24 protein-coding genes are annotated in these 26,008 nt (G+C 72.0%); 5 read left to right on the top strand and 19 right to left on the bottom strand.

The window, feature by feature from the left end:
- Positions 1-9: 9 nt before the first annotated feature.
- The 6 genes from ACQP26_RS02600 to ACQP26_RS02575 form a co-directional block, all read right to left on the bottom strand.
- Positions 10-1,323, bottom strand: coding sequence for an ABC transporter ATP-binding protein (locus tag ACQP26_RS02600; RefSeq protein WP_269702663.1), 1,314 nt, complete (start codon positions 1,321-1,323; stop codon positions 10-12).
- Between the two features lie 157 nt (positions 1,324-1,480).
- Complete coding sequence (locus tag ACQP26_RS02595) at positions 1,481-3,664, bottom strand: bifunctional glycosyltransferase/CDP-glycerol:glycerophosphate glycerophosphotransferase (RefSeq protein WP_433494831.1); 2,184 nt, start codon at positions 3,662-3,664, stop codon at positions 1,481-1,483.
- A 16-nt stretch (positions 3,665-3,680) separates the two neighbouring features.
- On the bottom strand, positions 3,681-5,633 hold the full coding sequence (locus ACQP26_RS02590; protein ID WP_433494830.1) for a DUF5941 domain-containing protein: 1,953 nt from the start codon (positions 5,631-5,633) through the stop codon (positions 3,681-3,683).
- On the bottom strand, positions 5,630-6,373 hold the full coding sequence (locus ACQP26_RS02585; protein ID WP_013283732.1) for an ABC transporter ATP-binding protein: 744 nt from the start codon (positions 6,371-6,373) through the stop codon (positions 5,630-5,632). The genes ACQP26_RS02590 and ACQP26_RS02585 overlap by 4 nt, the downstream gene beginning before the upstream one ends.
- Positions 6,374-7,201: an ABC transporter permease gene (locus ACQP26_RS02580; RefSeq protein WP_433494829.1), complete on the bottom strand. Its 828-nt coding sequence runs from the start codon at positions 7,199-7,201 to the stop codon at positions 6,374-6,376.
- Positions 7,202-7,267: 66 nt separating this feature from the next.
- Positions 7,268-8,638, bottom strand: coding sequence for an L-serine ammonia-lyase (locus ACQP26_RS02575; protein WP_433494828.1), 1,371 nt, complete (start codon positions 8,636-8,638; stop codon positions 7,268-7,270).
- A gap of 1,056 nt (positions 8,639-9,694) precedes the next feature.
- Here ACQP26_RS02575 and ACQP26_RS02570 point away from each other — a divergent pair.
- On the top strand, positions 9,695-9,898 hold the full coding sequence (locus tag ACQP26_RS02570; RefSeq protein WP_013473752.1) for a PspC domain-containing protein: 204 nt from the start codon (positions 9,695-9,697) through the stop codon (positions 9,896-9,898).
- 82 nt (positions 9,899-9,980) lie between these two features.
- On the opposite strand, the gene ACQP26_RS02565 is transcribed toward ACQP26_RS02570, so the two are convergent.
- The 7 genes from ACQP26_RS02565 to pdxH all read right to left on the bottom strand — a co-directional run bounded on the left by ACQP26_RS02565 (position 9,981) and on the right by pdxH (position 15,885).
- A complete protein-coding gene (locus tag ACQP26_RS02565; protein WP_269702670.1) occupies positions 9,981-10,751 on the bottom strand; it encodes a DUF4230 domain-containing protein in 771 nt (256 codons plus the stop codon).
- Between the two features lie 116 nt (positions 10,752-10,867).
- The gene (locus ACQP26_RS02560; RefSeq protein ID WP_269702672.1) at positions 10,868-12,028 is read right to left on the bottom strand and encodes an acyl-CoA dehydrogenase family protein; all 1,161 of its coding nucleotides are present in this window, start codon (positions 12,026-12,028) and stop codon (positions 10,868-10,870) included.
- 31 nt (positions 12,029-12,059) lie between these two features.
- A complete protein-coding gene (locus ACQP26_RS02555; RefSeq protein WP_013283726.1) occupies positions 12,060-12,365 on the bottom strand; it encodes a type II toxin-antitoxin system VapB family antitoxin in 306 nt (101 codons plus the stop codon).
- 53 nt (positions 12,366-12,418) lie between these two features.
- On the bottom strand, positions 12,419-13,021 hold the full coding sequence (locus ACQP26_RS02550; protein ID WP_281579191.1) for a nitroreductase family protein: 603 nt from the start codon (positions 13,019-13,021) through the stop codon (positions 12,419-12,421).
- Between the two features lie 2 nt (positions 13,022-13,023).
- The gene (locus tag ACQP26_RS02545; protein ID WP_433494827.1) at positions 13,024-13,950 is read right to left on the bottom strand and encodes an aldose 1-epimerase family protein; all 927 of its coding nucleotides are present in this window, start codon (positions 13,948-13,950) and stop codon (positions 13,024-13,026) included.
- A 16-nt stretch (positions 13,951-13,966) separates the two neighbouring features.
- The gene (locus ACQP26_RS02540) at positions 13,967-15,259 is read right to left on the bottom strand and encodes an MFS transporter (RefSeq protein WP_433494826.1); all 1,293 of its coding nucleotides are present in this window, start codon (positions 15,257-15,259) and stop codon (positions 13,967-13,969) included.
- Positions 15,256-15,885: a pyridoxamine 5'-phosphate oxidase gene (pdxH, locus tag ACQP26_RS02535; RefSeq protein ID WP_433496077.1), complete on the bottom strand. Its 630-nt coding sequence runs from the start codon at positions 15,883-15,885 to the stop codon at positions 15,256-15,258. Before pdxH ends, ACQP26_RS02540 begins: the two co-directional genes overlap by 4 nt.
- A 272-nt stretch (positions 15,886-16,157) precedes the next feature.
- Between pdxH and ACQP26_RS02530 the strand changes: the two genes are divergently transcribed.
- Positions 16,158-17,264 (top strand): citrate synthase 2, encoded by a 1,107-nt coding sequence (locus tag ACQP26_RS02530; protein WP_210892938.1) that lies wholly within the window; start codon positions 16,158-16,160, stop codon positions 17,262-17,264.
- Between the two features lie 66 nt (positions 17,265-17,330).
- Here ACQP26_RS02530 and ACQP26_RS02525 read toward each other — a convergent pair whose 3' ends face one another.
- Positions 17,331-17,729, bottom strand: coding sequence for a hypothetical protein (locus ACQP26_RS02525; RefSeq protein WP_433494825.1), 399 nt, complete (start codon positions 17,727-17,729; stop codon positions 17,331-17,333).
- Positions 17,730-17,960: 231 nt separating this feature from the next.
- Between ACQP26_RS02525 and serC the strand changes: the two genes are divergently transcribed.
- From serC to ACQP26_RS02510, 3 genes are all read left to right on the top strand, one after another.
- The gene (serC, locus tag ACQP26_RS02520) at positions 17,961-19,088 is read left to right on the top strand and encodes a phosphoserine transaminase (protein ID WP_433494824.1); all 1,128 of its coding nucleotides are present in this window, start codon (positions 17,961-17,963) and stop codon (positions 19,086-19,088) included.
- A gap of 191 nt (positions 19,089-19,279) precedes the next feature.
- Complete coding sequence (sepH, locus tag ACQP26_RS02515; protein ID WP_269702681.1) at positions 19,280-20,368, top strand: septation protein SepH; 1,089 nt, start codon at positions 19,280-19,282, stop codon at positions 20,366-20,368.
- A gap of 63 nt (positions 20,369-20,431) precedes the next feature.
- A complete protein-coding gene (locus ACQP26_RS02510) occupies positions 20,432-21,418 on the top strand; it encodes an aldo/keto reductase (RefSeq protein WP_433494823.1) in 987 nt (328 codons plus the stop codon).
- A 16-nt stretch (positions 21,419-21,434) separates the two neighbouring features.
- Here the strand turns inward: ACQP26_RS02510 and thpR are convergent, their stop codons facing one another.
- The 5 genes from thpR to ACQP26_RS02485 all read right to left on the bottom strand — a co-directional run bounded on the left by thpR (position 21,435) and on the right by ACQP26_RS02485 (position 25,975).
- Positions 21,435-22,037, bottom strand: coding sequence for an RNA 2',3'-cyclic phosphodiesterase (thpR, locus tag ACQP26_RS02505; protein ID WP_433494822.1), 603 nt, complete (start codon positions 22,035-22,037; stop codon positions 21,435-21,437).
- Between the two features lie 4 nt (positions 22,038-22,041).
- A complete protein-coding gene (locus ACQP26_RS02500; RefSeq protein WP_269702685.1) occupies positions 22,042-22,551 on the bottom strand; it encodes a hypothetical protein in 510 nt (169 codons plus the stop codon).
- 76 nt (positions 22,552-22,627) lie between these two features.
- Complete coding sequence (locus ACQP26_RS02495; RefSeq protein ID WP_269702686.1) at positions 22,628-23,914, bottom strand: MFS transporter; 1,287 nt, start codon at positions 23,912-23,914, stop codon at positions 22,628-22,630.
- Between the two features lie 68 nt (positions 23,915-23,982).
- On the bottom strand, positions 23,983-24,432 hold the full coding sequence (locus tag ACQP26_RS02490) for a MarR family winged helix-turn-helix transcriptional regulator (protein ID WP_269702687.1): 450 nt from the start codon (positions 24,430-24,432) through the stop codon (positions 23,983-23,985).
- A 61-nt stretch (positions 24,433-24,493) separates the two neighbouring features.
- Entirely contained in the window at positions 24,494-25,975 is a 1,482-nt protein-coding gene (locus ACQP26_RS02485; RefSeq protein WP_013283713.1) for an NCS2 family permease, read from the bottom strand.
- Positions 25,976-26,008 lie beyond the last annotated feature (33 nt).

Here is a 26,008-nt window from a genome sequence, read left to right as displayed (position 1 = left end):
CCCTTCCTTTCACCGCCAGCCGACGTCGATGCGGTCGCCCCGCTCGTCGAAGAAGTGCAGCGCGTCCATCCGCACCTGCACTGCGAGCGGGTGCCCGGGCGACACCTGCGGGTACGGCGCCAGCCGTACCGCCAGTTCCGCCGGACGACGGTGGTGGCGGCCCGGGTCGGGCAGCACGCTCGTCCGGTTGCCGCCACCCCCGCCCGGTTCCAGGGCGGGCGCGGAGGACTCCGTCGCGCGCCCGGTGAGCCGCTGCATCACCTGGTTGAACCGGCGCAGGCCGCGCTGGCCCGGTGCGGCCTGCTCGACCGGGGTGCCCATCTCGTCCACGACGATCGCGGTGGCGCCGATGTCGAGGAACGCCAGCGACTCGTGCCCGTGGTGCTCCAGGTAGCGGATCCGCCCGTGCAGCACGTCCCCGGCGGTGTCAGGCGCGACCGGGGTGAGCGCCTCGGCACGCATGCCGACCACGATCCGCTCACCGTGGTAGTGCGCCACCGCCCGGCTGCGGATGTCGTCCCAGGGCAGGTAGAGCGACTGCTCACCGAGGTTCAGCGCGACGTACCGGTCGAGGTGGACGTAGACCGACGCCTCCAGCAGGTTCATCCGGGGACTGCCCAGGAACGCGGCGACGTAGAGCGTCGCCGGCCGGCCGTACACCTGGGTGGGGGTGCCCACGTCCTGGAGGACACCCTTGCGCATGATGGCGACCCGGTCGGCCATGGTCAGCGCCTCGGCCTGGTCGTGGGTCACGTAGATGGTGGTGACGCCCAGTTCGCGGGTGAGGCCGGAGATCTCCGCCCGCAGCTCGGCGCGCAGCCCGCTGTCCAGGTTGGACAGCGGCTCGTCCATCAGGAACAGGCCGGGCCGGCGCACTATCGCCCGGCCCATGGCGACCCGCTGCCGCTGGCCGCCGGAGAGCTGGCTGGGCTTGCGCGCGAGCACGTCGCCGATGCCGAGCGCGCTCGCCACGTCCTGGATCCGCTCGCCGCGCGGGCCCGGCTCGACGCCGCTCAGGCGCAGCGGGAAGCCGATGTTGTCGCCGACTGTCATGTGCGGATAGAGCGCGAAATCCTGGAAGACCATGGCGATCTTCCGGTCGCGTGGCGGCAGGTCGTTCGCCAGCTCACCGCCGAGCATGATGGCGCCGGTGGACGGATCCTCCAGCCCCGCGATCATGCGCAGTACCGTCGACTTCCCGCAGCCCGACGGGCCGAGCAGCACCATGAACTCGCCGTCGTTGACGTCCAGATTGATGGTGTCGACCGCGACCGTTCCGTCCGGGAACACCTTGGTGACATCCTTGAGCGCGACGGTAGCCACCGCCACCTCCCCAGTTTTCTCTCCCAAACCCGGGAATGACTGTGACCAGGATCATCTGATCCGCACATCGGGTAAACGTGCCATGTTCGGCTCGTGACAGTCCTATTAAGCGGTATTCGCCGGGCTCCACGATTAAGTGACCAGCGAGTAGCCGCTTTTACGGCGTTTCGCCGAGGAACACCCGGCGCACCACGCGCTCGGCGGCGTGCCCGTCGTCCAGGGCGCAGAACCGCGACCGGAACGCCGTCCGGGCCCGCTCGGCCGCCTCGTCGTCGACAGCACCGGAACGGAACAGGTCGAGCAGACCGGGGAAGTCCAGCGCGACCGCGCCGGGCGGCTCGGCAAGCAGGTCGAAGTAGACGCCACGAGCCACCCGGTAGGCATCCCAGTCCGGCGCGTAGACCACGATCGGCCGGTCCAGCACCGCGTAGTCGAACATCGCCGAGGAATAGTCGGTGATCAGTACGTCCGCCGCCAGGTAGAGGTCCTCCACCCGGTCGTACGCGCTCACGTCCAGCACCCCGTCCGCAGCCGGTCCCCGGGGATGCCGCTCCCGGTCGTGGAAGTAGTGGCTGCGCATCAGCAGCCGGCCCCGGGGCCCGAGCACGTCGAGCATCCGGTCCGGGTCGAACGGCGGCCGCCACCCGGGCAGGTGCTCGCGGTGCGTCGGCGCGTAGAGGACCACGTACTCGTCGGGTGCGATGCCCAGCGCGGCGCGGACCTGGCCGCGGTCCTCGGCGGTGGCCAGCGCCAGCCGGTCGTTGCGCGGGTAGCCGACCTCCAGCGTGGTGTAGTCCGCCGGGTACGCCCGCTCCCACATCTGGGTGGAGAAGCTGTTCGAGGTGATGCTGTAGTCCCACCGGTCGACCCGGCGCAGCAGCCCGGCGAAGTTCATCCCCATCGCGCCCACCGGGTAGCGCTGCTGATCCAGCCCCATTACCTTCACCGGCGTGCCGTGGTGGGTCTGCACGTGCACCGAGCCCGGCCGCTTGCGCACGAAGTCCGGGAAGTTGACGTTGTTGACGAGCCAGCGGGCGCGGGCCAGGACGCGGTGGTACTCGCGGCTGCCGGCCACCACGTACTCGACGCCCGGCGGCAACGCGGCCACCCGGTCCCGGCGGACGATCCACACGCCACGCACCTGCGGCGCCAGCCGGCGGGCCGCCTCGTAGATCGCCGCCGGATTGCACGAGTAGCCCCGGTACCAGTAGGCCGCGTAGACGGCGAGCGTCGGGTCGACCGGCCGGTGCAGCTCCGCCCGGTAGTACTCGCCCAGCGCCAGGTCACGGGCCCGCCGGGCGGTACGCCGCACCACCGGCGTGACCCGTCGCCGGGCCCGCCGCGCGGTCCGCCGGGCCGTCTCCCCCGCCTGGTGCGCCTCCCGCAACGCGCTGAACGTCCGCCAGCGGCCGGCCGCCACCAGCCGATGCTTGAGCCCTTCCGCGCCGGGCGGGACCGGATAGCCCTCGGGCGGCAGGAACCGCACGTAGTCGGCGTGCATCTGGGCGAAGAACGGCGCCCGCAGCTCGGGCGCGATCCGGTCGCCGTTGCCGAGCACCGTGAGGTAGTGCCAGATCATCCGCTCGAAGACCGCCGGCCGCAGCCCGGTCACCTTCCAGCGGTCCATCAGCCCGAACACCCGGTGCCACTGGGCGAAGACCTCGAAGTGCCGGTCCCCCCGGGTCTTCGTGATCGCGCCGGTGCGGCGCTGCCGGTAGTTCAGGCAGATCCGGTCGAGTACGCCGATCCGCTCGGCCGCCATCAGCGCCGGATAGCTGAACGAGACGTCCTCGTACCAGCCCGGCTCGAAGCGCAGCCCGCGTTCGAGCAGGAACTCCCGGCGTACCACCCGGTTCCACGCGGTGTGCAGCAGTTTCAGCGTCTCGGGCCGGTCCCGCAGCGCGAATGTCGTCGCGCCCGGCGGCACCGGGAACACGTCGCGCATCGCGCTGCGGGTGCCGACGTTGTTCCAGTGCGCCCGGACGTGGTCGACGATCAGCACGTCGGGCGCGGTGTCGCGGAGCCGGTCCGCGACGTGCGGCAGGCAGCCGGGCACCAGCCAGTCGTCCCCGTCGACGAACCACACGTACTCGCCGACGGCCCGGTCCAGCCCGATGTTGCGGGCCGGACCGAGCCCGACGTTCTCGGCGAGCCGCACCGGGCGGACCCGGGGGTCGCGCAGCGCGTACTCGGCCAGGATCTCGCCGCTGTCGTCGGGGGAGGCGTCATCGACACCGATCACCTCGATGTCGCCGAACGGCTGGTCGAGGATCGAGTCGAGGCACTCCCGCAGGTATCCCTGCACCTTGAAGGCCGGCACGACGAAGCTGATCAAGGTCACCCCGGCCCGCCCTCCGTCAGCCCGGCGAGCGCACACCCCCACGGGCGCGGGCCGGCAGGACCACCCAGGCGAGGACCACGCTCGCGACAAAAACCACGAGAAGGTACGCAGCGAGTGTAGCCAGAGCGATACTCGCATATCCGGCGATCAGCCCGATTGCCAGTAACACCGAACGTGCCGGCCAGCCCAGCGTGGCGGCGTGCAGCGGCGGCGCCGACTGCCGCTTCTCCAGCCGGGCGGTCAGGTCGTAGTGGTGCAGCGTCAGCACCAGCACGTACCCGAAGATCAGCCACGCGGGCGCCCGGCCCGCCACCCCGATCGCGATCGCGAACAGGTACTCGGCGGCCCGCAACGCGGCCGGCACCAGCCAGTCCAGCGACCCGTCGTGCGACGCTCGCGAGCCCTGCGCCGCACCGAGCAGCAGCACCAGCGCGAGCACCGGCACCCAGACCGGCAGATCCCCGCCGCCGTGCACCGCGAGCAGCGCCCACACCAGCGTCCCGGCCGCGCCGAGCGCGCCGAACACCGCCAGCAGCAGCGGCCGTCGTGCGACCGGCAGCGTCCGGGCCAGCAGGCCGTCGTCCCGGTGCAGAGCCGCGTCCACGGTGGCCATCACCGGCACCCGCATCCACCGCGCCCGCAAGGTCCGCAACCCCCCGGTGTACGCGAACGCCAGCGTCCCCCAGACCAGCACCGCGACCAGCGCCACCAGCGGCCCGACCAGCGCGGCGGCGATCGCGATCAGTGCCCACCGCTCACCGATCGGGAACACCACCGTGCGCTTCAGCCAGTACGACACCGAGCCGGTGTCCGCCTGCACCCGCGTCGACGCGGCGTTCAGCTTCCCGCCGATGCCGCCCGCGTCGGCGCTGACCACCTTCGGCCGCCGGGCCGCCTCGTCGTGCAGCGCGCCGTACCAGGTGTCGGTCATGTGCCGCACGGTCTGCAACGTCATCGCGGCCAGCGCCAGCGCCCAGCCGTACCGGAACCCGGCGTGCGTGGCGCCGTAGCCGAGACCGGCGTAGACCACGTACTCCTTGAAGCGGTCGGCCATCGTGTCCAGCCAGCCGCCCCAGGCGCTGAAGTGCCGGGTGTAGCGGGCCAGCTGCCCGTCCACGCAGTCGAGCACGAACCCGAGGTAGAGCAGGACCGCGCCGGCCACCAGCGCGGGCCGTCCCCCGGCGCCGAACAGCACCGCCGCGGCCACCGCGAACGCCACCGAGACCATGGTGACCCCGGTCGGCCCGATCCCGATCCGGGCCGCCGCCTTCGTGACGAACGGGGACCAGGTGCTGACGAAGTACGTGGTGAAGAAGTCGTCCCGCTCCTTCACCGACAGTCTCAACTCGGCGCGGTCCTCGTCGACGGCCGCCACCGCAGCCTCGGCCGCCGCCCGCTGCGCCTCGTCGCCGACCCGGTGCGCCACGAGCAGACGTACCCTCTGGGCGAAGATCAGCGTGCCGCGGGCGGCGAGGTCGGCCACGAGCCGGTCCACCGCGTTCCGCGGCCCGCCGTCCGCGGCGCGGCGGGCGGCCTCGGCGAGCGCCGGCAGGTCGGCCGCGCCCACCCGCAGCGCGCCGCCGAACACGCCGCTCGCGTCGGCGGCGTCGACCTCGACCACCTGGCCGCGCTCCTCGCGCACCGTGGCCTGCCCGGGCGCGGGCGGATCGGTGAGCACCAGCGCCACCGTCGGCCCCACCGGGCTGGTCGCGAGGTGCTTGAGTACGGCCGTGTGCGCCACCAGGTCGGCGCCACTGACCAGCACCGGGCCGGTCGCGGCGGCCACCAGGTCGGCCAGCTCGGTCAGGTCGGCGGCGACGCGCACGTCGTCCGCCCCGGCCCGGCGCCACTGCGCCGCCAGCCGTTCGGCGAGCGGTTCGATCGGGCGGCCCGGCTCGGTCGGGCGGCTCGACGGCTCGGTGGAGCGGCCCGCCGCCGGATCGGCGGCGAGCACGATCGCGAGCGTCACCGCTTCGCCGCGTCGGCGTAGGCGGCCAGCGCCTCGTCGATCGTCCCGTCGACGATCAGCCGTCCGGCATCGAGGTAGAGCCCCCGACGGCAGAACCGGGTGAGGTCCTTGTCGTTGTGTGACACCAGCACCAGCGTGCGCCCTTCCGCGAGAAGTCGCTCGATGGTCGCATAGCACTTCGCGCGGAACTCCGCGTCCCCGACCGCTGTAACTTCGTCCACGAGCAGTACGGGGTGCGGCAGGTGCGCGATCACCGCGAAACCCAGCCGCACCTTCATCCCCGACGAGTAGTGCCGCACCGACGTGTCGATGGCGCGTTCCACCTGCTCACCGGCGAACGAGACGATCTCGTCGAAGTGTTCCCGCAGGTACGCCGACGACAGCCCGTGCAGCCCGCCCACCAGGTAGAGGTTCTCCCGGCCGGTCAGATCGCCGGAGAACCCGGCGGACAGTTCGAGCAGCGGCGCCACCCGGCCGTGCACCCGGATCGAGCCCTCGTCCGGGATGAGCACACCGGCGATCAGCCGCAACAGCGTGCTCTTGCCGGTGCCGTTGCGGCCCACCACGCCCACCGTCTCGCCCGGCTCGACCCGGAACGACAGGTCGCGCAACGGCCAGAACCGGCCCGCGTCCGGGTCGCGGGCGCCCCGGTGCACGATCAGCTCCCGCAGCCGCAGCTGGCGGCGCCGGTTGCGGACGAACCGGATGCCGAGCCCGTCCGCCTCGATGATCGGGGCCATTCAGAGTTCCTTCAGCACTGCCGGTTCGAGGCGGTGGAACGCCCACCAGCCCAGCGCCAGCACTGCCACGCTGCCGGTCACCGTGATGATGAGCAGCCGGGCGTCCGGGAACTCGTCCGGATACCAGACCGCGTGGTGCAGCTGGAAGATCCCGACCAGCGGGTTCAGCTCGTACCCGATCTTGAGCCAGCCCGGCATGCCCGACTCCCGGACCAGGTCGAGCGGATAGATGATCGGCGTCGCGTAGAACAGCAGCCGGATGACCAGCCGCATGGTGCGTTCGATGTCGCGCATCAGCACGTTGCCCGCCGACAGCAGCAGCGCCAGGCCCACCAGCAGCACGAACTGCACCGCCACCGCGAGCGGCAGCGCGAGCAGGCTCCAGCCGGGGCGGATCTTTCCCTGGCTCGCGTAGAGCGCCGCGACGGCGGCCAGGATCGGCAACCCGGCCAGGTACTCGGCGAACCGGCCGGCGACCCGCCCGATCGGGAAGATCGGCCGGGGCAGGTTCATCGTCGTGATCAGCCGGGACTGCCCGGTGAGCGCGTTCGCCGCCTCGGTCAGCGCCGAACTCGCCCACATCCAGGCGAAGATCCCGGTGATCAGAAACAGCGGGTACGACCCGGCCGCCTCACCAAGGTGCCGCCGGGTCGCACCGGAATAGAGCACGCCGAAGACGAACCAGTAGATCAGGCCCATGCCGAGCGGCTCGATCAGCGACCAGAAGTAGCCCAGCACCGACTGCTGGTACTTCACCGCGAGATCCCGCCGGACCAGGATGCGCAGCGAGGTGCGGGCGGACCAGAGCGCCGCGACGCCTGACGTCACCGCATGATGGTCGCCTTGTCAGTCGCGCTCCCGGGCCGGGTGCGGGCCGGGATCACCCCAACGAGGTCAGCACTCGATCACGTTGACGGCGAGGCCGCCGCGCGCGGTCTCCTTGTACTTGACCTTCATGTCCGCGCCGGTCTCCCGCATGGTCTTGATGACCTTGTCCAGCGACACGTGGTGCACCCCGTCGCCGCGCAACGCCAGCCGGGCCGCCGTGATCGCCTTGATGCTCGCCACCGCGTTGCGCTCGATGCACGGGATCTGCACCAGGCCGCCCACCGGATCGCAGGTCAGCCCCAGGTTGTGCTCCATACCGATCTCGGCGGCGTTCTCCACCTGCTCCGGCGTACCGCCGAGCGCCTCGGCCAGCCCGGCCGCCGCCATCGAGCACGCCGAACCGACCTCGCCCTGGCAGCCCACCTCGGCGCCGGAGATCGACGCGTTCTCCTTGAACAGCACGCCGATCGCGCCCGCCGCCAGCAGGAACCGGACCACGCCCTCCTCGGAGGCGCCGGGTACGAACCGCGTGTAGTAGTGCAGCACGGCCGGGATGATCCCGGCGGCGCCGTTCGTCGGCGCGGTGACCACCCGCCCGCCGGCCGCGTTCTCCTCGTTGACCGCGAGCGCGAACAACGTCACCCAGTCCATCGCGCGCAGCGGGTCCTGGCTGCCGGTCTCCGCCTCCAGGCTGCGCCGCATCTCCGCCGCGCGTCGCCGGACCTTCAACCCGCCCGGGAGTACGCCGTCGCGGGTGCAGCCGCTCTCCACACACTCGCGCATCACGCGCCAGATCTCCAGCAACCCCGCGCGGACGTCCGCCTCGCTGCGCCACGACAGCTCGTTGGCGAGCATCACCTCGCTGATCGACAGGCCGGTCCCGGAGGTGACGGTCAGCAGTTCCGCGCCGGTGAGGAACGGGTGCCGTACGCGGGTGGTGTCGGCCTTGATCCGGTCCGCCCCGGCGGCCGCCTCGTCCACCACGAACCCGCCGCCGACCGAGTAGTACGTGCGCGTCCGCACCTCGTTCCCGGCCGCGTCGTACGCCGCGAACGTCATCCCGTTCGGGTGGTACGGCAGCGAGCGCCGACGGTGCAGCACCAGATCGGCGTCCGGGTCGAAGTCGATCCCCTGGCTGCCGAACAGGTCGAGCCGCCGCTGCGTGCGGATCCGCTCGACGCGCGGCCCCACCGAGTCGGTATCGACGGTCTCCGGGACCTCGCCCTCCAGCCCCAGCAGCACCGCCCGGTCACTGCCGTGCCCGTGGCCGGTCGCGCCGAGCGAGCCGAACAGCTCCGCCCGTACCCGCGCCACGTCGGCGAGCTGTCCGTCGGCCTTCAGGCCCGCCACGAACGTACGGGCGGCCCGCATCGGCCCGACGGTATGCGAGCTGGACGGCCCGATACCGACGCTGAAAAGATCGAAAACACTGATCATGTGCTGCTTCCTCGCCGTCGTCCCCGTTGTGCGGAGCCGAGCCGGTGCGTGGGTGCCGCGCCCGCCGGGCGGGTGGACGGCCGGCGCCCGGGGTGGGGGCGCCCGACCGGCGAGCCTACCTCGCCCCCGTGAATACCCGCCCCCACTCCACGCCATGCCCGCCCTTGTTGCGCGCGGTCCGCCCCACCCTCCACCGCTCCGTCCGGGCAAGCTGCCGGGGCGGCGACCTCAAGATCGCCCCCACTCTCCCGTCGATCTTGGAGTTGTGGCGCCCAGAATCGACGTCTTTGCGGCATACACGAACTGCCACAACTCCAAGATCGCCACCCCCCAGCCCTGCCGCGGGCGCTCCCGGCTCCCGGCTCCCGGCTCCCGGCTCCCGGCTCCCGGCTCCCGGCTCCCGGCTCCCGGCTCCCGGCTCCCGGCTCCCGGCGAGATCTTGGTACAAAACGGCCCCCATAGGGGCACTTTCCTACCAAGATCTCCACCAATCCCACTTCGCGGAACGCTTGTCTCATAAGACGGAAGGCGCTCGACGCAGCAGGCAGCCGAACGAGGAGCCCTCGCCCAGCCCACCCCACAACTCCCGCGATCTTGCATTTACGGCCCTCAACAATGGTGCGAATCGGGCACAACCAGGGCCCAAAGTGCAAGATCGCGGAGGCGGAGGCGGGGGCGGGGGCGGAGCGGGGAGCCGGGAGCCGCCCGCGGCGGGGCTGGGCGCGGGCGGATCGGGGGTCGGAGCGGGCGGGAAGGGCGCGCAAGCGGGGCGGGAAGCGGCGCGGTGGCGCTCGACGGGCGATCGTGGAGGGCGACCTGAGCGACCGGGCGAGTTCGGCGGGCTGGGGCGACCGGGCGGGGGGCTGCGGGTTGGGTGGGCTGGGTGGGCTGGGGAGCCTCTGCGGACAACCAGGTGGGTGCGTCGGTGGGGATGGTCCGGGGTAAGCACCTACGGGTGCCCGGGTCGCCGATCCTCCTCGGGGCTGAGGGCGCGGCGCGTACCCCTTTCTACCGTGGAATCAGCGCGGCGGATCGCCGCAGAAGTGGGAGACGACGATGAGTCGCAAACTGGTCCGGCCCCGCCAGGGGCGCATGATCGCCGGTGTCTGCGCCGGCCTGGGGCAGCGGTTCGGCATGTCGGCCGGGATGGTCCGGCTGCTGTTCCTGCTGTCGCTGCTGCTGCCCGGCACGCAGGTGATCATCTACCTGATCCTGTGGATCCTGATGCCGAACGAGGACCGCTACCTCGCCACCCGCTGACGCGACACGAGCCGGGACGCCGGCACGCGAACGCGCCCGCCCCGGACGATCGGGGCGGGCGCGCGGCGTCAGGGCACGAAGGTCAGGGCGCGGTGTAGGTGACTGTCACCTTCTCGTACCCGAGGGAGCGCAGCAGCCCTTCGAGCATCTTGCGGGTGTTCTCCTCGGCCCGGGCGGTGAGCCCGCTGTCCCGGGCGGCGGCGGTGATCCGGTCCTCGGCGAGCTTGTAGATCTGCTGCTGCCGGTTGGGATCGCCGGCGACCAGGTCGTTGAGCCGGTTGATCAGGCCCCGCTGCTCGGCGAACACGTAGCTCTTGTCCATGTCCAGATCGGTCTCGCCGAGCTGCGGCGCGGGCAGCTTGATCTCGGCGGACTTGCCGTCCTCGGAGACCACCACGGCCCCGTCGGCGATCTTCGAGAAGTCGACGTACGCCTCGACCCGGCCCGCCCCGACGAACAGGGTGCGCTCGTTGAGCAGGAAGTCGGGCACGTTGCGCCTGTCGTTCTGCACGTCCACCACCACCTGGAAGTTGCCCTCGGCGGCGACGTAACGGCTCAGGTCACGGATCGACTTGAGCAGCGGCGGCTGGCTGCGGTCGGTCTGCTCCTTGGCGAACGGGTTGCGGAAGTCGGGCAGCAGACCGGTGGCCTGCACGCCGAGCAGCACCACCACCGCGAGCGCCGCCGCGCCGAGCACCCAGAGCAGGCCGCGCGCCGCACCGCCGCCCGACGCCGGGGTGCCCGGACCAAGGTCCGGATCGGGCGAGCCCTCCGCCCGGTCGCGAAGGGACTCGCTGGTGGGGTAGTCCGGGAACTCCCGGGTGGGCTCGTTGATGTCACCGTCGCGGGCCATCGCCCTCACCGTCCTAGTCCGACTCATGTCCTCGTCCGACACATCGACTGACAATGACGGTACGGCCACCGTGCGACAGTCGCGCGCCGAGCGACCCGATCGGGTGAACCCGCAGGTCAGGCGAACGCGGACACGCCTGTCAGCCGCTGGCCGATGACGAGCTGGTGGATCTCGGAGGTGCCCTCGTAGGTGAGCACGCTCTCCAGGTTGTTGGCGTGCCGCATCACCGGGTACTCCCCCGACACGCCGTTGGCGCCGAGGATCGTGCGGCACTGCCGGGCGATGGCGAGCGCCTCGCGGACGTTGTTCAGCTTGCCCACGCTCACCTGGTGGGGCTGCAGCGAGCCGGCGTCGGCGAGGCGGCCCAGGTGCAGCGCGAGCAGCATGCCCTTGTTCCACTCCACCGCCATGTCGGCGAGCTTGGCCTGGGTGAGCTGGAAACCGGCGAGCGGGCGGCCGAACTGGGTGCGCGTGGTCGCGTACTCCAGGGCCGTCTCCAGGCAGTCACGGGCCGCGCCGAGCGCGCCCCAGACGATGCCGTGCCGGGCCTCGGTCAGGCACCCCAGCGGCGCCTTGAGCCCGATCGCCTCGGGCAGTCGCGCGTCGGCCGGCAGCCGGACGTCGTCGAGCGCGATCTCGCCGGTCACTGACGCGCGCAGCGACATCTTCTGCCGGATCTCGCGCGCCGTCACCCCCGGCGTGTCCATGGGTACGGCGAAGCCGCGCACCCCGTCGTCGGTACGCGCCCAGATCACGCCCACATCCGCGATCGGCGCGTTGGTGATCCACAGCTTGCTGCCGTTGAGGATCCAGTCGTCGCCGTCGCGGTGGGCCCGGGTCGCCATCGAGGCGGGGTCGGAGCCGTGGTCGGGTTCGGTGAGCCCGAAGCAGCCGATCGCCTCGCCGGCCGCCATGGCGGGCAGCCAGCGCTGCTTCTGCTCCTCGCTGCCGTAGCGCCAGATGGCGTACATGGCCAGCGATCCCTGCACCGAGACCAGGGACCGGACGCCGGAGTCGCCGGCCTCCAGTTCCAGACAGGCCAGCCCGTACGCGACGGCGGAGGAGCCGGCGCAGCCGTACCCGGTCAGGTGCATGCCGAGCAGGCCGAGCTTGCCGAACTCGCGGGCCAGTTCGCGGGCCGGGACCTGGCCGTCCTCGTACCATCCGGCGACGTGCGGGCGTACCCGGTCGGTCACGAGCCGGCGCACGACGGCGCGGATCTGCCGCTCCTCGTCGCTGAGCGACGCATCGATGTCGAGCAGGTCGAGAGGAGTCATGGCGTCACCTTAACCATGACTCAGAAAGGCGTCACTCGCCCTGGTCACCGAGCACGAGCACCCGCGCGTGGATCTGGTTGCGCTGCTGGAGCGCCGCACGCAGCGCCCGGTGCAGGCCGTCCTCCAGGTAGAGGCCGCCGTTCCACTGGACGACGTGCGGGAAGAGGTCGCCGTAGAAGGTGGAGTCCTCCGCGAGAAGCTTGTCCAGCGCGAGTTCGCGCTTGGTGGTGATGAGCTGGTCAAGCCGCAGCGGGCGCGGCGGAATCTCGGCCCACTGCTTCAGCGTGAGGTTGTGCTCCGGGTAGGGACGCCCGTCCCGGACCGCCCTGAAGATCACGGCGTGCTCTCCTCCCCAGGCCAGGCTGACAATGTGGATGTCAGCCTAACCGCTCAGGTCCACCGTCCCCGCCGCACCACATCCTGCACCGGACGCCGCCCTCGGCGCAGCGACGGTGACCGGTGGTCGACGGCTCGATAACCGACAGTGATGGCGCCGATCGGGTGCAGTTCCGGCGGTACCCCGAACGCCTCCCGGTACGCCCCGATGCGCTGCGGCGGGATGCCGAAGAAGCAGGCGCCCAGCCCTTCGTCGACGGCGGTGAGCAGCATCAGCAGTGCCGCGAAACCGGTGTCCACGTACCAGTAGGGCACCGGCCAGCGGTCCTCGTCGCGGTCCGCCCAGCCCTTGTCCGCCTCGGCGTAGCGGTCCAGGTAGGCGTCGCGGTTGGCGTGCGGCACCACGATCAGCGGCGCCCGGCGCATCCCGGCGAGCCAGCGTTCCCGGCCGCCGCCACCGGGAGTGGTGGCGGCCCAGAACCGTTCCCGGTCCTCGGGTTCCTCCAGCACGAGGAAGCCCCAGCCCTGGGAGAAACCGGCCGACGGGGCCCGGACGGCGTGGTCCAGCAGCCGGTCGACGACCTCCGGTGGCACCGGCCGGTCGGGGTCGTAGTTGCGCACCATCCGGCGGCGCCGGACGACCTCGGCGAACTCCACGCTCAGGCCTCCGGGCGGACGCCCCAGGCGCCCCGCCAGGTCTGCCCCGGCTCCAGCATGATCAGGTCCTTGCCGGAGCGGAACGCGTCGGGCGGGCAGGTCATCGGCTCCACCGCCACCGACCGGCGGTGCCGTTGCCCGCCGAGGGTGTCGCCGGTGAAGACCTGCCACCAGCCGAACTCGCGGTCCGCCCAGATCCGCAGGCCGGACGAGCCGTCCGGCGCGCTGAGCACCACCGCCGAGCCGCCGTCGGCGTCCCGCTCGACGTCACCGAACGCGGTGTCGAGCACCAGGTCGCCGATCGGGCGCGGGCTGGTGAAGTCGTACTCGGAGCCGGCCACCTCGGCGGCGGCGACCGGTAGCAGGCGGCTGTCCACCAGCACCCGCCGCCGGGCCGGCAGGTGCAGCCGCAACTCGTCCACGCCGACCTTCGGCAGTTGCAGGTAGGGGTGCACGGAGAAGCCGAACGGCGCGGGCTCGTCGGCGAGGTTCGTCGCCTCGTGCTCGGCCCGAAGGCCGTCCGGGCCGACGCTCCACCGGGCCCGCAGCCGCAGCGCCCACGGGTAGCCGGGGCTCGGCGGCAGGTCGTAGCCGATGGTCACGCTGTCCGCGGACTGCTCGATCGGCTGCCACCGCACCCAGTTGACCAGGCCGTGCAGGGCGTTGTGCCGCTCCGGCTCGGTCAGGTCGAGCTGCAGCGACCGCTCCCCGACCGTGTAGACGCCGTCCCGGATGCGGTTCGGCCAGGGCGCCAGCACCTGGCCGGCCGAGCCGGGGCAGACCTCGTCCTCGGCGTACCCGTCGAGGTGGTCCACGCCGTCGTAGCGGTAGGCCCGCAGCCCGCCGCCCACCTCGACCACGACGGCCTCGTGGCCGTCGGCCGCGATGGTCCACTGTGTACCGGAAGGTGGCTGCACGTCGATCCCCATGTCGGCGACCCTACCGTCAGCGGTCCTCCTCGGCGGGGGTGGTCGAGCGATAGCGCAGCAGCGCCGGGAACGCCACCACCAGCGCCACCGCGAGGACGGCGGCGGCCAGGCCGCCGCCGACCATGGCGAATCCGGTGCCAAAACCGGCAGCCATCGCACCGGCCCGCAGGTCGCCCAGGCGCGGGCCGCCGGCCACCACCACCGTGTTCACGCCCTGGAGACGGCCGCGCATCCGGTCCGGCGCGTAGACGAGCAGCATCGACTGGCGCAGCGTGGCGCTGACCAGGTCGGCGGCACCGGCGACGCCCAGCAGCACCACGGCGACCCACAGCTGACCGGCCAGCCCGGCGAGCGCGATCGCCACACCCCAGCCGACCACCGCCACGGTGAGCGCGAGGCCCTGGCGGCGGACCCGGCCGATCCATCCCGAGGTCAGGCCGCCCAGCATCGCGCCGATGGCGATGGAGCTGTAGAGCCAGCCGACCGCCGAGGCGCCGCCGAAGCGTTCCTGCGCCAGCTCCGGGAACAGCGCCCGCGGCATGGCCAGGATCATCGCGATCAGGTCGATGGCGAAGGAGAGCAGCAGCACCCGCGTGGTGGCCAGGTAGCGGAAGCCGTCGACGATGCTGGCGAACCCGGCCTTGCGGACGCCGCCGTCCGGGTCCGGCGTGGGCGGCATCGCGGGCAGCCGCAGCGTGGCCCAGAGCGCCGCCGTGTACAGCAGCGCATCCGCCGCGTACGCGATGGGCAGCGCCACCCCGACCTGCCAGGCGGCGAAGATCAGCCCGGCGGCGAGCGGGCCGAAGACGGCGGCGGCGGTGAACGTGGTGAAGTTCAGCGTGGTGGCGGCCGGGACCAGCTCGGCCGGCACGAGCCGGGGCAGGATCGCGCTGCGGGCCGGCGAGGTGATCGCGAAGGCGGTCGACTGGAGGGCGACGAGCAGCAGGAGCAGCAGCGGGCTGCGCACCCCGGCCAGCGACTGCACCAGCAGCCCGAGCGTGGAGGCCCAGAGCACGCAGCCGCCGACGAGCAGCACGCGGCGGCGGTCCCGGGCGTCGGCGACCGCGCCGCCCCAGAGCCCGAAGACCAGCAGCGGTACGAAGCCGGCGATGCCCAGCAGGCCGACCCAGAGCGAGCCGCCGGTCAGGTCGAACATCTCCACCGGCACCGCCACGGCGGTGAACTGGAAGCCGAACATGGCGATCGCGTTGCCGGTCCACACCCGCCGGTACGCGGGCACCCGCAACGGACGCAGGTCGATCGCCCAGCGGCGCGCTCCCCGCCGCCGGGGTGTTGTGACATCGGTCACGGCGCGAGCCGCTCGACGACGAATACCCCGTCCCCGGTACGCCGGAAGCGCAGCCGGTCGTGCAGCCGGCTGGCCCGGCCCTGCCAGAACTCGACGGTCTCCGGCCGGACCCGGAAACCGCCCCAGTGCGGCGGCGCGGGAATCGGGTCCACGGCGGCGAACCGCTCGGCCGCCGCCCGGTACGCCTCGTCGATCGCGGCCCGGTCCGGCACCACGGTCGACTGGGCGCTGGCCCAGGCGGCCAGCTGCGAACCGCGCGGCCGGCTGGCGAAGTACGCCTGCGTCTCGGCCCGGTCCACCTGCTCGACCCAGCCGGTCACCGTCACCTGCCGCTGCATCGGGAACCAGGGGAACACCAGGCTGGCCCACGGGTTCCCGGTCACCTCCGCGCCCTTGCGCGAGCCGTGGTTGGTGTAGAAGACGAAGCCCTCCGGGTCGTACCCCTTGAGCAGCACGGTGCGCCCGCTGGGCCGGCCCTGCGCGTCGGCGGTGCCGAGCACCATCGCGTTCGGCTCCGGCAGCGGATGGGCCACCGCGTCGGCGAACCAGCCGGCGAACTGGGTGTGCCAGTCCGGCGCCAGGTCGGTCTCGGTCAGGCCCAGGTCGGCGGCGTACTCGTTACGCATACCGGCCGGGGCGGGTGTGTCGCCTGTCACTGTGGCAGTCCCTCTCCCGGGCGTACCGGCGTCCCCCGACGCTGGCCAGGCCCCGGTACCCAGTCTTCTCCTTCCCGAACGGACGTCCAGCGGCGGGGATGTCGCGTGGCGCACAGTGGCTGTGGGTCGCGCAGCTGGTTACCCACCGGGCAAGATGTTCCGAACCACACCCTGAAGGGTCGCCTGAGCTGCGGGGCTCGATCAGCCCGCCCGGGCGCGCCGAGCCGAAGCCAGGAGACGACATGTCCGATTTCAAACCGGGCCTGGAGGGCGTCGTAGCCTTCGAGACCGAGATCGCCGAACCCGACCGCGCGGGGGGATCACTGCGCTACCGGGGCGTGGACATCGAGGACCTGATCGGCCAGGTCTCGTTCGGCAACGTCTGGGCGCTGCTGGTGGACGGCCGCTTCGGCCCCGGCCTGCCGCCGGCCGAGCCGTTCCCGGTGCCGGTGCACTCCGGTGACATCCGCGTCGACGTGCAGTCCGCGGTCGCCATGCTCGCGCCGTACTGGGGGCTCAACCAGCTTCTCGACATCTCCGACGAGCAGGCCCGCGAGGACCTGGCCCGGGTGTCGGTCACCGCGCTGTCCTTCGTCGCCCAGTCGGCGCGCGGCCTGGGCCTGCCGGCCGTCCCGCAGAAGGAGATCGACAAGGCGGAGACCATCGTCGAGCGGTTCATGAAGCGCTGGCGGGGTGAGCCCGACCCGCGGCACGTCAAGGCCGTCGACGCGTACTTCATCTCGGCCGCCGAGCACGGCCTGAACGCCTCCACCTTCACCGCCCGGATCGTCGCCTCCACCGGCGCGGACGCCGCGGCCTGCATCTCCTCCGGCATCGGCGCACTCTCCGGCCCGCTGCACGGCGGCGCCCCGTCCCGGGTGCTCAGCATGCTGGAGGCGGTCGAGCGCAGCGGCGACGCCGACGGGTACGTCAAGGGCGTGCTCGACCGGGGCGAGCGCCTGATGGGCTTCGGCCACCGGGTCTACCGGGCCGAGGACCCGCGCGCCCGCGTGCTGCGGCGTACCGCCAAGGAGCTGGGCGCGCCCCGCTTCGAGGTCGCCGAGGCGCTGGAGAAGGCCGCGCTGGCCGAACTGCAGGCCCGCCGCCCGGACCGCGTTCTCGCCACGAACGTCGAGTTCTGGTCGGCGGTGGTGCTGGACTTCGCCGAGGTGCCGGCGCACATGTTCACCTCGATGTTCACCTGCGCCCGGATGGGCGGCTGGTCGGCGCACATCCTGGAGCAGAAGAAGCTCCAGCGGCTGGTCCGTCCGTCGGCCACGTACGTGGGCCACGGCTCGCGCAAGCCGCAGCAGGTCGAGGGCTGGGACGCCATCCCGCACGGCGTCTGACGTCTCGCCCGGAGCCCCGTTCCCCTGCCGGTGGAGCGGGGCTCCGGCACGTCCGGGGCGCCTCGGTCAGCGCCGCCACAGGCCCAAGGTCATCACGCCCATGACCACCGCCCCGGTCAGCGCGATGGCCGGCAGGAGGAACGGCAGAAGGTGGGTGCGGGTGTCCATGGCGTACCGGGACGGGTCGTCCGAGTGGTACCGCAACGGCACCTCGTCGCCGACCCGGGTGCCGGAGTAGACGTCGATCACGGCGACCACCTTTCGGCCGTCGGCGGCGACGAAGGCCACCCGAGCCGAGTCGCCCCTGAACCCTTGCACGACGCCGGTGGCGGTGTGCTCCGCCCGGAGCAGGCGCGCCTCCTGGTCCGTCTTGTCGATGGCGAGCGCCAGGAAGACCACCGCGGCCACGGCGCCGAACGCCAGCGCCAGCCACTCCCCGAACGGGCGGCGGTGTCTTCGGCTCATCCGTCACCTCCGCAACTCATGATCGCGGACGCGGTCAACCCGCCGTCGCCGCCCGTGTGGCGGACGCCTCACCGACCGGGGTGGGACAGCCCGCCGGACGTGCCCGGACAGGTGCGAGGATGGCCGTGGCAGTGTCGCCGGAACGGGCTCGGACGCCCGCCGCCACGCGGCAGCACATCGTCCGCGCCCTGCCAGCTCACCTCTCGCCCATGCGGAAGGATCTTCAAGACCGTGGCTGACGCACCGACCATCCGGATTCCCGACGAGATCAGGCCCGCCGACGGACGATTCGGCTGCGGCCCGTCCAAGGTCCGTCCGGCCGCGGTCTCCGCCCTCGCCGACGTCGCCACCAGCTACCTGGGCACGTCGCACCGGCAGAAGACGGTCCGCGACGAGGTGGCGCGGCTGCGCCGCGGCCTGGCCGAGTTCTTCTCCCTGCCCGAGGGCTACGAGGTGGTGCTCGGCAACGGCGGCACCACCGCGTTCTGGGAGGTCGCCACGTTCGGCCTGATCCGCGACCGGGCCCAGTTCGCCAGCTTCGGCGAGTTCGGCGCCAAGTTCGCCAAGTCCGTCTCCGACGCGCCGTTCCTCGGTGAGCCGACGGTACGCAAGTCCGACGCGGGCAGCGCCCCGGCGCTGGTGGCCGAGGCCGGCGTGGACGTCTACGCCACCCCGCACAACGAGACCTCCACCGGCGTCGCGGTGCCGATCAGCCGGGTCGCGGGCGCCGACGAGGGCTCGCTGCTGCTCGTCGACGCCACCTCCGGCGCGGGCGGGCTGGACGTGGACGTCGCCCAGACCGACGTCTACTACTTCGCCCCGCAGAAGTGCTTCGGCTCCGACGGCGGGCTCTGGCTGGCCCTGATGTCGCCGGCCGCGCTGGCCCGGGCCACCGAGGTCAAGGAGTCGGGCCGCTACATCCCGGCCTTCCTCGACCTGGTCACCGCGATCGACAACTCGCGGCTGGAGCAGACGTACAACACCCCGGCGCTGGCGACCATCTTCCTGGCCGCCGAGCAGACCGACTGGATGAACTCCCAGGGCGGGCTGGCCTGGGCGGCCAAGCGCACCGCCGAGAGCGCCGGCATCGTGTACGGCTGGGCCGAGCGCTCCTCGTTCGCCACGCCGTTCGTGTCGGACCCGGCGCTGCGGTCCAACGTGGTCGCCACCATCGACTTCGCCGACGGGGTGGACGCCACGGCGATCGCCAAGGCGCTGCGCGCCAACGGCATCGTCGACACCGAGCCGTACCGCAAGCTGGGCCGCAACCAGCTGCGGGTGGCGCTGTTCCCGGCCGTCGAGCCGGCCGACGTCGAGGCGCTGGCCGCGTCCATCGACTACGTGGTCGAGCGACTCTGATCACTCGGTCACGGTGCGTGGCCGTCGGGGCTCCGGCGGCCACCCACCGTGATCGTTACCGCAGCTCAGTCACGACATGCCGGGGTGTCGCAGTCCCCATCGGCGGGTAGATGAGCGTACGGTGGTGCGAGACGCCCGGGTGGCCGGCTCCCGTGGCGTGACGGCCAGCGAAGCGGGACGGAGGCAAGCCCATGCGCCCAGTACGCTTCGTCGCCCTCTCCGAGGACGGCCAGGCCCTGGTGCTCGCCGACGAGGTGGGGCGCCTGCTGGCGCTGCCCATCGACGAGCGGATCGCGTCGGCGCTGCACGCCGAGCCGGGCGCCCCGCCGCTCGCGGTGGTGCCGAGCGCCACCGACCCGACGCCGTCGCTGTCCCCTCGGGACATCCAGGCCCGGATCCGGTCCGGCGAGTCCGCGGAGGACGTCGCCCGCATCGCCGGTGTGCCGGTCGACCGGGTGCTGCGCTACGCCGGCCCGGTGCTCCAGGAGCGGGCCATGCTCGCCCAGCACGCCCGCCGCACCCGGCTCAAGGGCGCGGAGAAGCCGACCCCGCTGGCCGAGGTCGTCAACGGCCGGCTGGCCCAGCACGGCATCGACACCGAGAAGATCTCGTGGGACGCCTACCGCCGCGACGACGGCACCTGGCGGATCATCGCGACCTGGCCGTCCGGCAAGGCCACCGCGCAGGCGGTGTGGGACCTGGACAAGACCCGGCAGCACGTCGCCCCGCACGACGACATGGCGCAATACCTGTGCGCCGAGCGGCCCACGCCGATCCTCGGCCAGGAGCCGGCGCCGGAGCGGGGTGGTCACGCGCTGCCCGGTCCGTCGCGTGGCGAGCCGAGCCGAGGTGGGCACGGCCTGCCGGCCGCCTCCGACCACGCCCGTCCGGGGCGTGACCCGATCCGCGCCGGCCGGGACGCGCTGCTCGCCTCGCTGGACCGGCCGCTCGGCGGCACGTCCGGGCGTGGTCTCGACACCCGCTCCCCGGCCGCGCTGGCCGGGTCGGAAGCGCCCCGTCAGCGGGCCGTCGCCGGTGGTGCCGCCGCGCTGCTCGGTGGTGGGCAGGGTTCGGCCTTCGACGACGACTCGGACGCGCCGAAGGAGATTCCGGCCGTACCCTCGCTTGCCGTGCTGCGGCCCCGCCGCACCGGCCCGGCGGCGGCGACCGGCGGTGCGACCACCGAGTCCACCGATGCCGCCGGCAAGCCGCGCAAGCGGCTTCCGAGCTGGGACGACGTGCTGTTCGGCACCGGCCCGGCGGCCCGCGAATCCTCCTGATCGCAAGCTCCACCCTGGCCCGTTGAGAGGGCACTCGAAGTGCCGGCGTGCCAGGGTGGAGTCATGGAGTACACGAACCTGGGACGCACCGGTCTGTCCGTGAGTCGACTCTGCCTCGGCACGATGAACTTCGGTCCGCAGACCGACGAGCCGGACAGCTTCGCCATCATGGACCGGGCGCTCGAACACGGGATCAACTTCTTCGACACCGCGAACGTCTACGGCTGGAAGCTCGGTGAGGGCCTCACCGAGCAGATCGTCGGCCGCTGGTTCGCGCAGGGCGGTGGGCGCCGCGACAAGGTCGTCCTCGCCACCAAGGTGTACGGCAAGATGGGCGAGTGGCCCAACGAGCAGGGCCTGAGCGCCCGGCACATCATCCGGGCCTGTGAGGACTCGCTGCGCCGCCTCCAGACCGACACGATCGACCTCTACCAGATGCACCACATCTCCCGGAGCACGCCGTGGGAGGAGATCTGGCAGGCGATGGAGACGCTCGTCGCGCAGGGCAAGGTGATCTACGTCGGCTCGTCCAACTTCGCCGGCTGGCACATCGCGCAGGCCCAGGCCGCGGCCGGTAAGCGCAACTTCCTCGGCCTCGTCTCCGAGCAGTGCATCTACAACCTGCTGACCCGGTACGTCGAGCTGGAGGTCGTACCGGCCGCGCAGCACTACGGGCTGGGCATCATCCCCTGGTCGCCGCTGCACGGCGGGTTGCTCTCCGGCATCATCCGCAAGATGGCCGACGGCAGCGCGGCGCGCGGCACCACCGGCCGCTCGGCGGACGCGCTGGCCGAGCACCGGAACACCATCGAGGCGTACGAGAAGCTCTGCGCGGACCTGGGTCACGACCCGGCGGATGTGGCGCTGGCGTGGCTGCTGTCCCGGCCGGGCGTGACCGCGCCGATCGTCGGTCCGCGCACCATGGACCAGCTCGACCGCAACCTGGGCGCCCTCGACGTCCAGTTGGACGAGGCCACGCTCACGCGCCTCGACGAGCTGTTCCCGCCGGTCGGCAACGGCGGTCCGGGCCCGGAGGCCTGGGCCTGGTGAAAGGAGGGGCCCCTTCTTAACGCCTCCGGTAGAGGAGGGGCCCCTTCTTAACGCCGCGCCGCCCACCCGCAAGCGGCCAGGCGGCGACGCGGGTGTGGCGCGGGGTTCGGCCCGGGTGGCTGCGGATCAGGCGCAGCTCGGTGGCGGACCACTGCGGCCCGGCGTAGTCGTGCAGCGTGTGCAGGTCCGAGCGGATGTCGGCCTCGGGCACCCGGTCGCCGGGGCGGGCGATGGTCAGGTGTGCCCGGAACGGCTTGTCGTCGCAGGGCAGCCCGGCCTCGCCCAGCCCGTCGCGGATCGAAAGGGCGAGCGCGTCGAGCGCCTCGACCTCGCCGCGTACGTCGACCCAGAGCACAGTGGACCGGCCCTGGCCGAAGCAGCCTCCGCCCGCGAGGCGCAGCAGTGGCGAGCGTGCCGTCCGGGCGGCCGAGGCGAGCGCGTACTCCACATCGGTCAGCCGGTCGTCCGGCACCTCGCCGAGGAACGCGAGCGTGAGATGCAGGTCGGCCGGGTCGGCGAGCCGGGCGTGGCGAGCGGACGCGACCCGCAGGCCCTTGATGCGGGCGGTCAGGTCCGCGACCGCCACCGCGGGCGGGTAGATCGCCGCGAAGAGACGCACCCGGTCAGCGGTGCCGCTGGTGGTGCGCGGCGCGGGCGGCCGGCAGGGTCAGCCCGGCGGCGTGCAGCAGCCCTTCGACGCGTACCCGTTCGATCTCCCGGTCCACGCCGTCCAGCTCGGTCAGGTGCTCGGCGATGCCGAGCGCGTGGCAGGCGGCGCGCAGCCGTTCGTCGTACGCCTCGATGACCGCGCCGTGCCACACCACGCTGCGGTCGGCGGCGGCGAGCCGGTGGCCGCCGAGCCGGCGCAGGTCGGTGGCGAGCTGTTCCAGCGGACGGCGGCCGTCCCGGTCGAACTCGGTGAGGTCGATGTCGCGGGTCAGCGCCTCGGCCTCGATGGCCCGGTCGAGCCGCGCGATGGTACGGCGTTCCCGCCGCTGCTCCCGCCACTCGGCCCATCCGCAGGCGACCCGATCGATGATCTCGTCGGCGCAGAACAGCAGCGCGAACAGGGCAGGCAGGCAGCAGACGGCGAGGATCGCCAGCGCCAGCAGCAGTCCCTGCCCCACTTCCACACATCGACGCTAAGCCCTGCCGCACCGGCCCGCCACCCGTTTGGGTAATCGGGCCGGTACGACCGGCTATCGAGGGCTACTTCGCCCCGGGCGACACCACGTAGAAGCGGGGCATGGGCAGCACCCGCATGCGCAGCCGGGCGCCGGAGCGGCGCAGCTGCCAGGTGAGCGCGAGCAGCGCGGCGGTCAGCGAGATCAGGCCGCCGGCCCAGATGCTCGCGCCCGCGCCGTACTTCTCGGCGACCCAGCCGATCAGCGGCGCGCCGACCGGGTTGGTGCCCAGGAACACCAGCACCCACAGCGCCATCACCCGTCCCCGGAAGGAGGCGTCGACGCCGAGCTGCACGCGCTGGTTCGCGGCCTGGGCGAAGTAGATCATGAAGAACCCGGCGGGCAGCAGCAGCGCCACCACCGCCCAGTAGGCCGGGGCGAGCCCGACCAGCGTGCCGAAGACCGCGCAGCCGATCGCGGCGCCGAGCACGAGCCAGACCGAGGGCCGGCTGCGCCGTCCGGTGCCGGCCAGCGCCCCGACCAGCGCGCCGGCCGCGAGGGCGGTGCTGAACAGACCGAACGAGGCGGCGCCGGTGTTGAACACGGTCTTCGCGAGCGCGGCGAGGGTGAGCTGGAAGTTGAACAGGCTCATCCCGATCACCGACATGAGGACCATCGGCAGCAGGATGTCGGGGCGGCGTGCCACGTACCGGAGGCCGTCGACCACCCGGGCCTGGTCCCGCTCGCCGACCGGCGGCAGGTCGTTGCGGTGCAGCTCCTCGGTACGCATCCGGACCACGTTCACCAGCGGGGCGATCGAGCTGAGCGCGGTGACCAGGAAGACCGGGCCGACGTCGACGACGGCGATGGCCAGACCGGCGACGGCGGGACCGACGATCCGGGCGGAGTTGAACACGGCCGCGTTGAGCGAGAGCGCGTTCGGCAGCAGCGGCATGCCGACCAGTTCGGAGACGAACGCCTGGCGGACCGGCGTCTCGACCGCGTTGGAGACGCCGAGCAGGGCGGCGAACGTGAAGACGTGCCAGAGCTGCACCAGGCCGGTGAGGACCAGGATGCTCATGGCCAGCGCGAGCACGGTCCAGAACGCGTTGGCGACGAAGAGCAGCATCCGCTTGTCGTAGCGGTCGGCGAGCCGGCCGGACAGCAGCGTGAGCAGGAGTACGGGCGTGAACTGCAACGCGGTGACCACGCCGAGCGCGGTCGCGGAGTTGTCGCTGAGCTCGAGGACGAGCCAGTCCTGGGCGATGAACATCATCCAGACGCCGATCAGTTTGATCAGCTGTCCGGTGGCGAAGAGCCGGTAGTTACGGACTCGTAGGGACTGGAACATCGTGCTCAGCTTGGCCTGCACTCTAGGTGCGCCTCCTTGCGTCGGTACGCTTCATCCACAGCTGACGAAGCGAACCGCGGGCGGCGGTGTCAGGCGCGAGCGATGCCCTGGAGGATCTCCGCGGCACGCCGTAGCGTTTCGCGTTCGTCCTCGGTCAGCGCGGCCAGCCGGGTGGCCAGCCACTCGTTGCGGGCCCGCTCGAACTGGTCGAGTACGGCCCGTCCCCCTTCGGTCGCCGCCAGGATGACCTGCCGTCCGTCGGTCGGATGGGGGGTGCGCTGCACGAGGCCGCGCTCCTCCAACTTCGCGACGATCTTCGTCATCGTGGGCGGCTGCACCCGTTCGACATCAGCCAGTTCCCGTGGCGTGAGGGCGCCCGCCAGATTGAGGCTGGTGAGCGCCGACAGCTGGGTGACCGTGAGGTCGCCGACCGGCCGGGCCTGTCGGACCCGCCGGTTGAGCCGGGTGATCGCATCTCGCAGCTGAGGAGCCAGCTGCGCCGGTGGCACGCGTCTCGCCGTCACCGTCCGCTCCGTCACACTAGTTAGCTTAACTAATGAGCCTGGCTAACGACATGCGTTATGACCAGGCTCACCAGCGTCAGAGCAACACGGACTCGACCGGCCCGCGCAGGAAGTACACGATGAACAGCACGGCGACCCCGTACAGGAGCGGGTGAACCTCCCGGGCCTTACCCTTCGCGACCTTCAGCAGCACGAAGCTGATCACGCCGGCCCCGATGCCGTTGGAGATCGAATAGGTGAACGGCATCAGCGCGATGGTGAGGAACGCCGGGATGGCGATCTCGTAGTCGGTCCAGTCGATCGTGCGGACCGCCGTCATCATCAGGAAGCCGACCACCACCAGCGCCGTCGAGGCGGCCTCGAACGGCACGATCAGCGACAGCGGCGCCAGGAACATGGCCAGCAGGAACAACGCGCCGGTGACCAGGTTGGCCACGCCGGTCCGGGCACCCTCCGCGACACCTGCGGCGCTCTCGATGTACGACGTGTTGCTGGACACCGAGGCGGCGCCACCCGCGGCGGCGGCGATCGAGTCGACCAGCAGGATCTCCTTGGCCTTCGGCGGGGTGCCCGTCTCGTCGAGCATGTCCCCTTCCTGGCCGATCGCGACCATCGTGCCCATGGTGTCGAAGAAGTCCGTGATGAGCAGCGTGAAGATGAACATCAGCGGCACCAGCCAGCCGACCCGGCTCCACGAGTTCAGCACGTTGAACTGGCCCAGCAACGACAGGTCGGGCAGGTCCACGATCTGTTTGGGCAGCTCGGGCACGTTCAGCGCCCAGCCCTTCGGGTTCGGCTTGCCGTCGACGAAGGACGGGCCGACGTTGGCGATCGCCTCGACCACGATGGCCAGCACGGTGGAGGCCAGGATGCCGATCAGGATCGCGCCGCGGACCCGGCGTACCACCAGAACCAGGGTGATCAGCAGACCGACCACGAAGACGAGCATCGGCCAGCTGACGATCTTGCCGTTGATGCCCAGCCCGACCGGCACCGTGGAGTTCGCGGCGTCCGGCACGCGCCGCACGAAGCCGGCGTCGACCAGGCCGATGATGGTCAGGAACAGACCGATGCCGACGCCGATCGCGGTCTTGAGCTGCGTCGGCACCGACCGGAACACCGCGGTACGCAGCCCGGTGAGCACCAGGATGCCGATCAGCACACCCTCGATGACCACCAGACCCATCGCGTCCGCCCAGGTCATCTGCGGCGCGATCTCGTACGCGACGAGCGCGTTCACACCCAGGCCGGCCGCGAGCGCGATCGGGAACCGGGCCACCACGCCCATCAGGATGGTCATCAGGCCGGCGACGAGCGCGGTCGCCGCGGCGAGCGCCGGGATGGCCAGCGAACGGCCGTCGCCGTCCTTCCCGCTGCCCAGGATCAGCGGGTTCAACACCACGATGTACGCCATCGTGAAGAACGTGGCGAAGCCGCCTCGCAGCTCCCGGCTCAGCGTCGACCCGCGCGCCGAGATCAGGAAGAAGCGGTCGAAGGCGTTTCGTGGATGCGCGGGATCGGGCGGCGTGCCGTGATCCGGCGGCGGAGCAATTGACATCGGGTCCTCATCTAGGTCATCGGCCGGATTTTG

It is taken from the genome of Micromonospora sp. CA-248089 (assembly GCF_050948515.1).
In the GTDB taxonomy this organism is placed as follows: Bacteria; Actinomycetota; Actinomycetes; order Mycobacteriales; family Micromonosporaceae; genus Micromonospora.
This window is presented reverse-complemented; position numbering and strand designations above follow the sequence as displayed.

Bases quoted from the DNA above. Each gene is read 5' to 3' on its own strand.
- ACQP26_RS02585 (WP_013283732.1), bottom strand. From the start codon at position 6,373: ATGGCCCCGATCATCGAGGCGGACGGGCTCGGCATCCGGTTCGTCCGC.
- ACQP26_RS02575 (WP_433494828.1), bottom strand. From the start codon at position 8,638: ATGATCAGTGTTTTCGATCTTTTCAGCGTCGGTATCGGGCCGTCCAGC.
- ACQP26_RS02570 (WP_013473752.1), top strand. From the start codon at position 9,695: ATGAGTCGCAAACTGGTCCGGCCCCGCCAGGGGCGCATGATCGCCGGT.
- ACQP26_RS02565 (WP_269702670.1), bottom strand. From the start codon at position 10,751: ATGGCCCGCGACGGTGACATCAACGAGCCCACCCGGGAGTTCCCGGAC.
- ACQP26_RS02560 (WP_269702672.1), bottom strand. From the start codon at position 12,028: ATGACTCCTCTCGACCTGCTCGACATCGATGCGTCGCTCAGCGACGAG.
- ACQP26_RS02545 (WP_433494827.1), bottom strand. From the start codon at position 13,950: ATGGGGATCGACGTGCAGCCACCTTCCGGTACACAGTGGACCATCGCG.
- pdxH (WP_433496077.1), bottom strand. From the start codon at position 15,885: ATGCGTAACGAGTACGCCGCCGACCTGGGCCTGACCGAGACCGACCTG.
- ACQP26_RS02530 (WP_210892938.1), top strand. From the start codon at position 16,158: ATGTCCGATTTCAAACCGGGCCTGGAGGGCGTCGTAGCCTTCGAGACC.
- ACQP26_RS02525 (WP_433494825.1), bottom strand. From the start codon at position 17,729: ATGAGCCGAAGACACCGCCGCCCGTTCGGGGAGTGGCTGGCGCTGGCG.
- sepH (WP_269702681.1), top strand. From the start codon at position 19,280: ATGCGCCCAGTACGCTTCGTCGCCCTCTCCGAGGACGGCCAGGCCCTG.
- ACQP26_RS02510 (WP_433494823.1), top strand. From the start codon at position 20,432: ATGGAGTACACGAACCTGGGACGCACCGGTCTGTCCGTGAGTCGACTC.
- ACQP26_RS02485 (WP_013283713.1), bottom strand. From the start codon at position 25,975: ATGTCAATTGCTCCGCCGCCGGATCACGGCACGCCGCCCGATCCCGCG.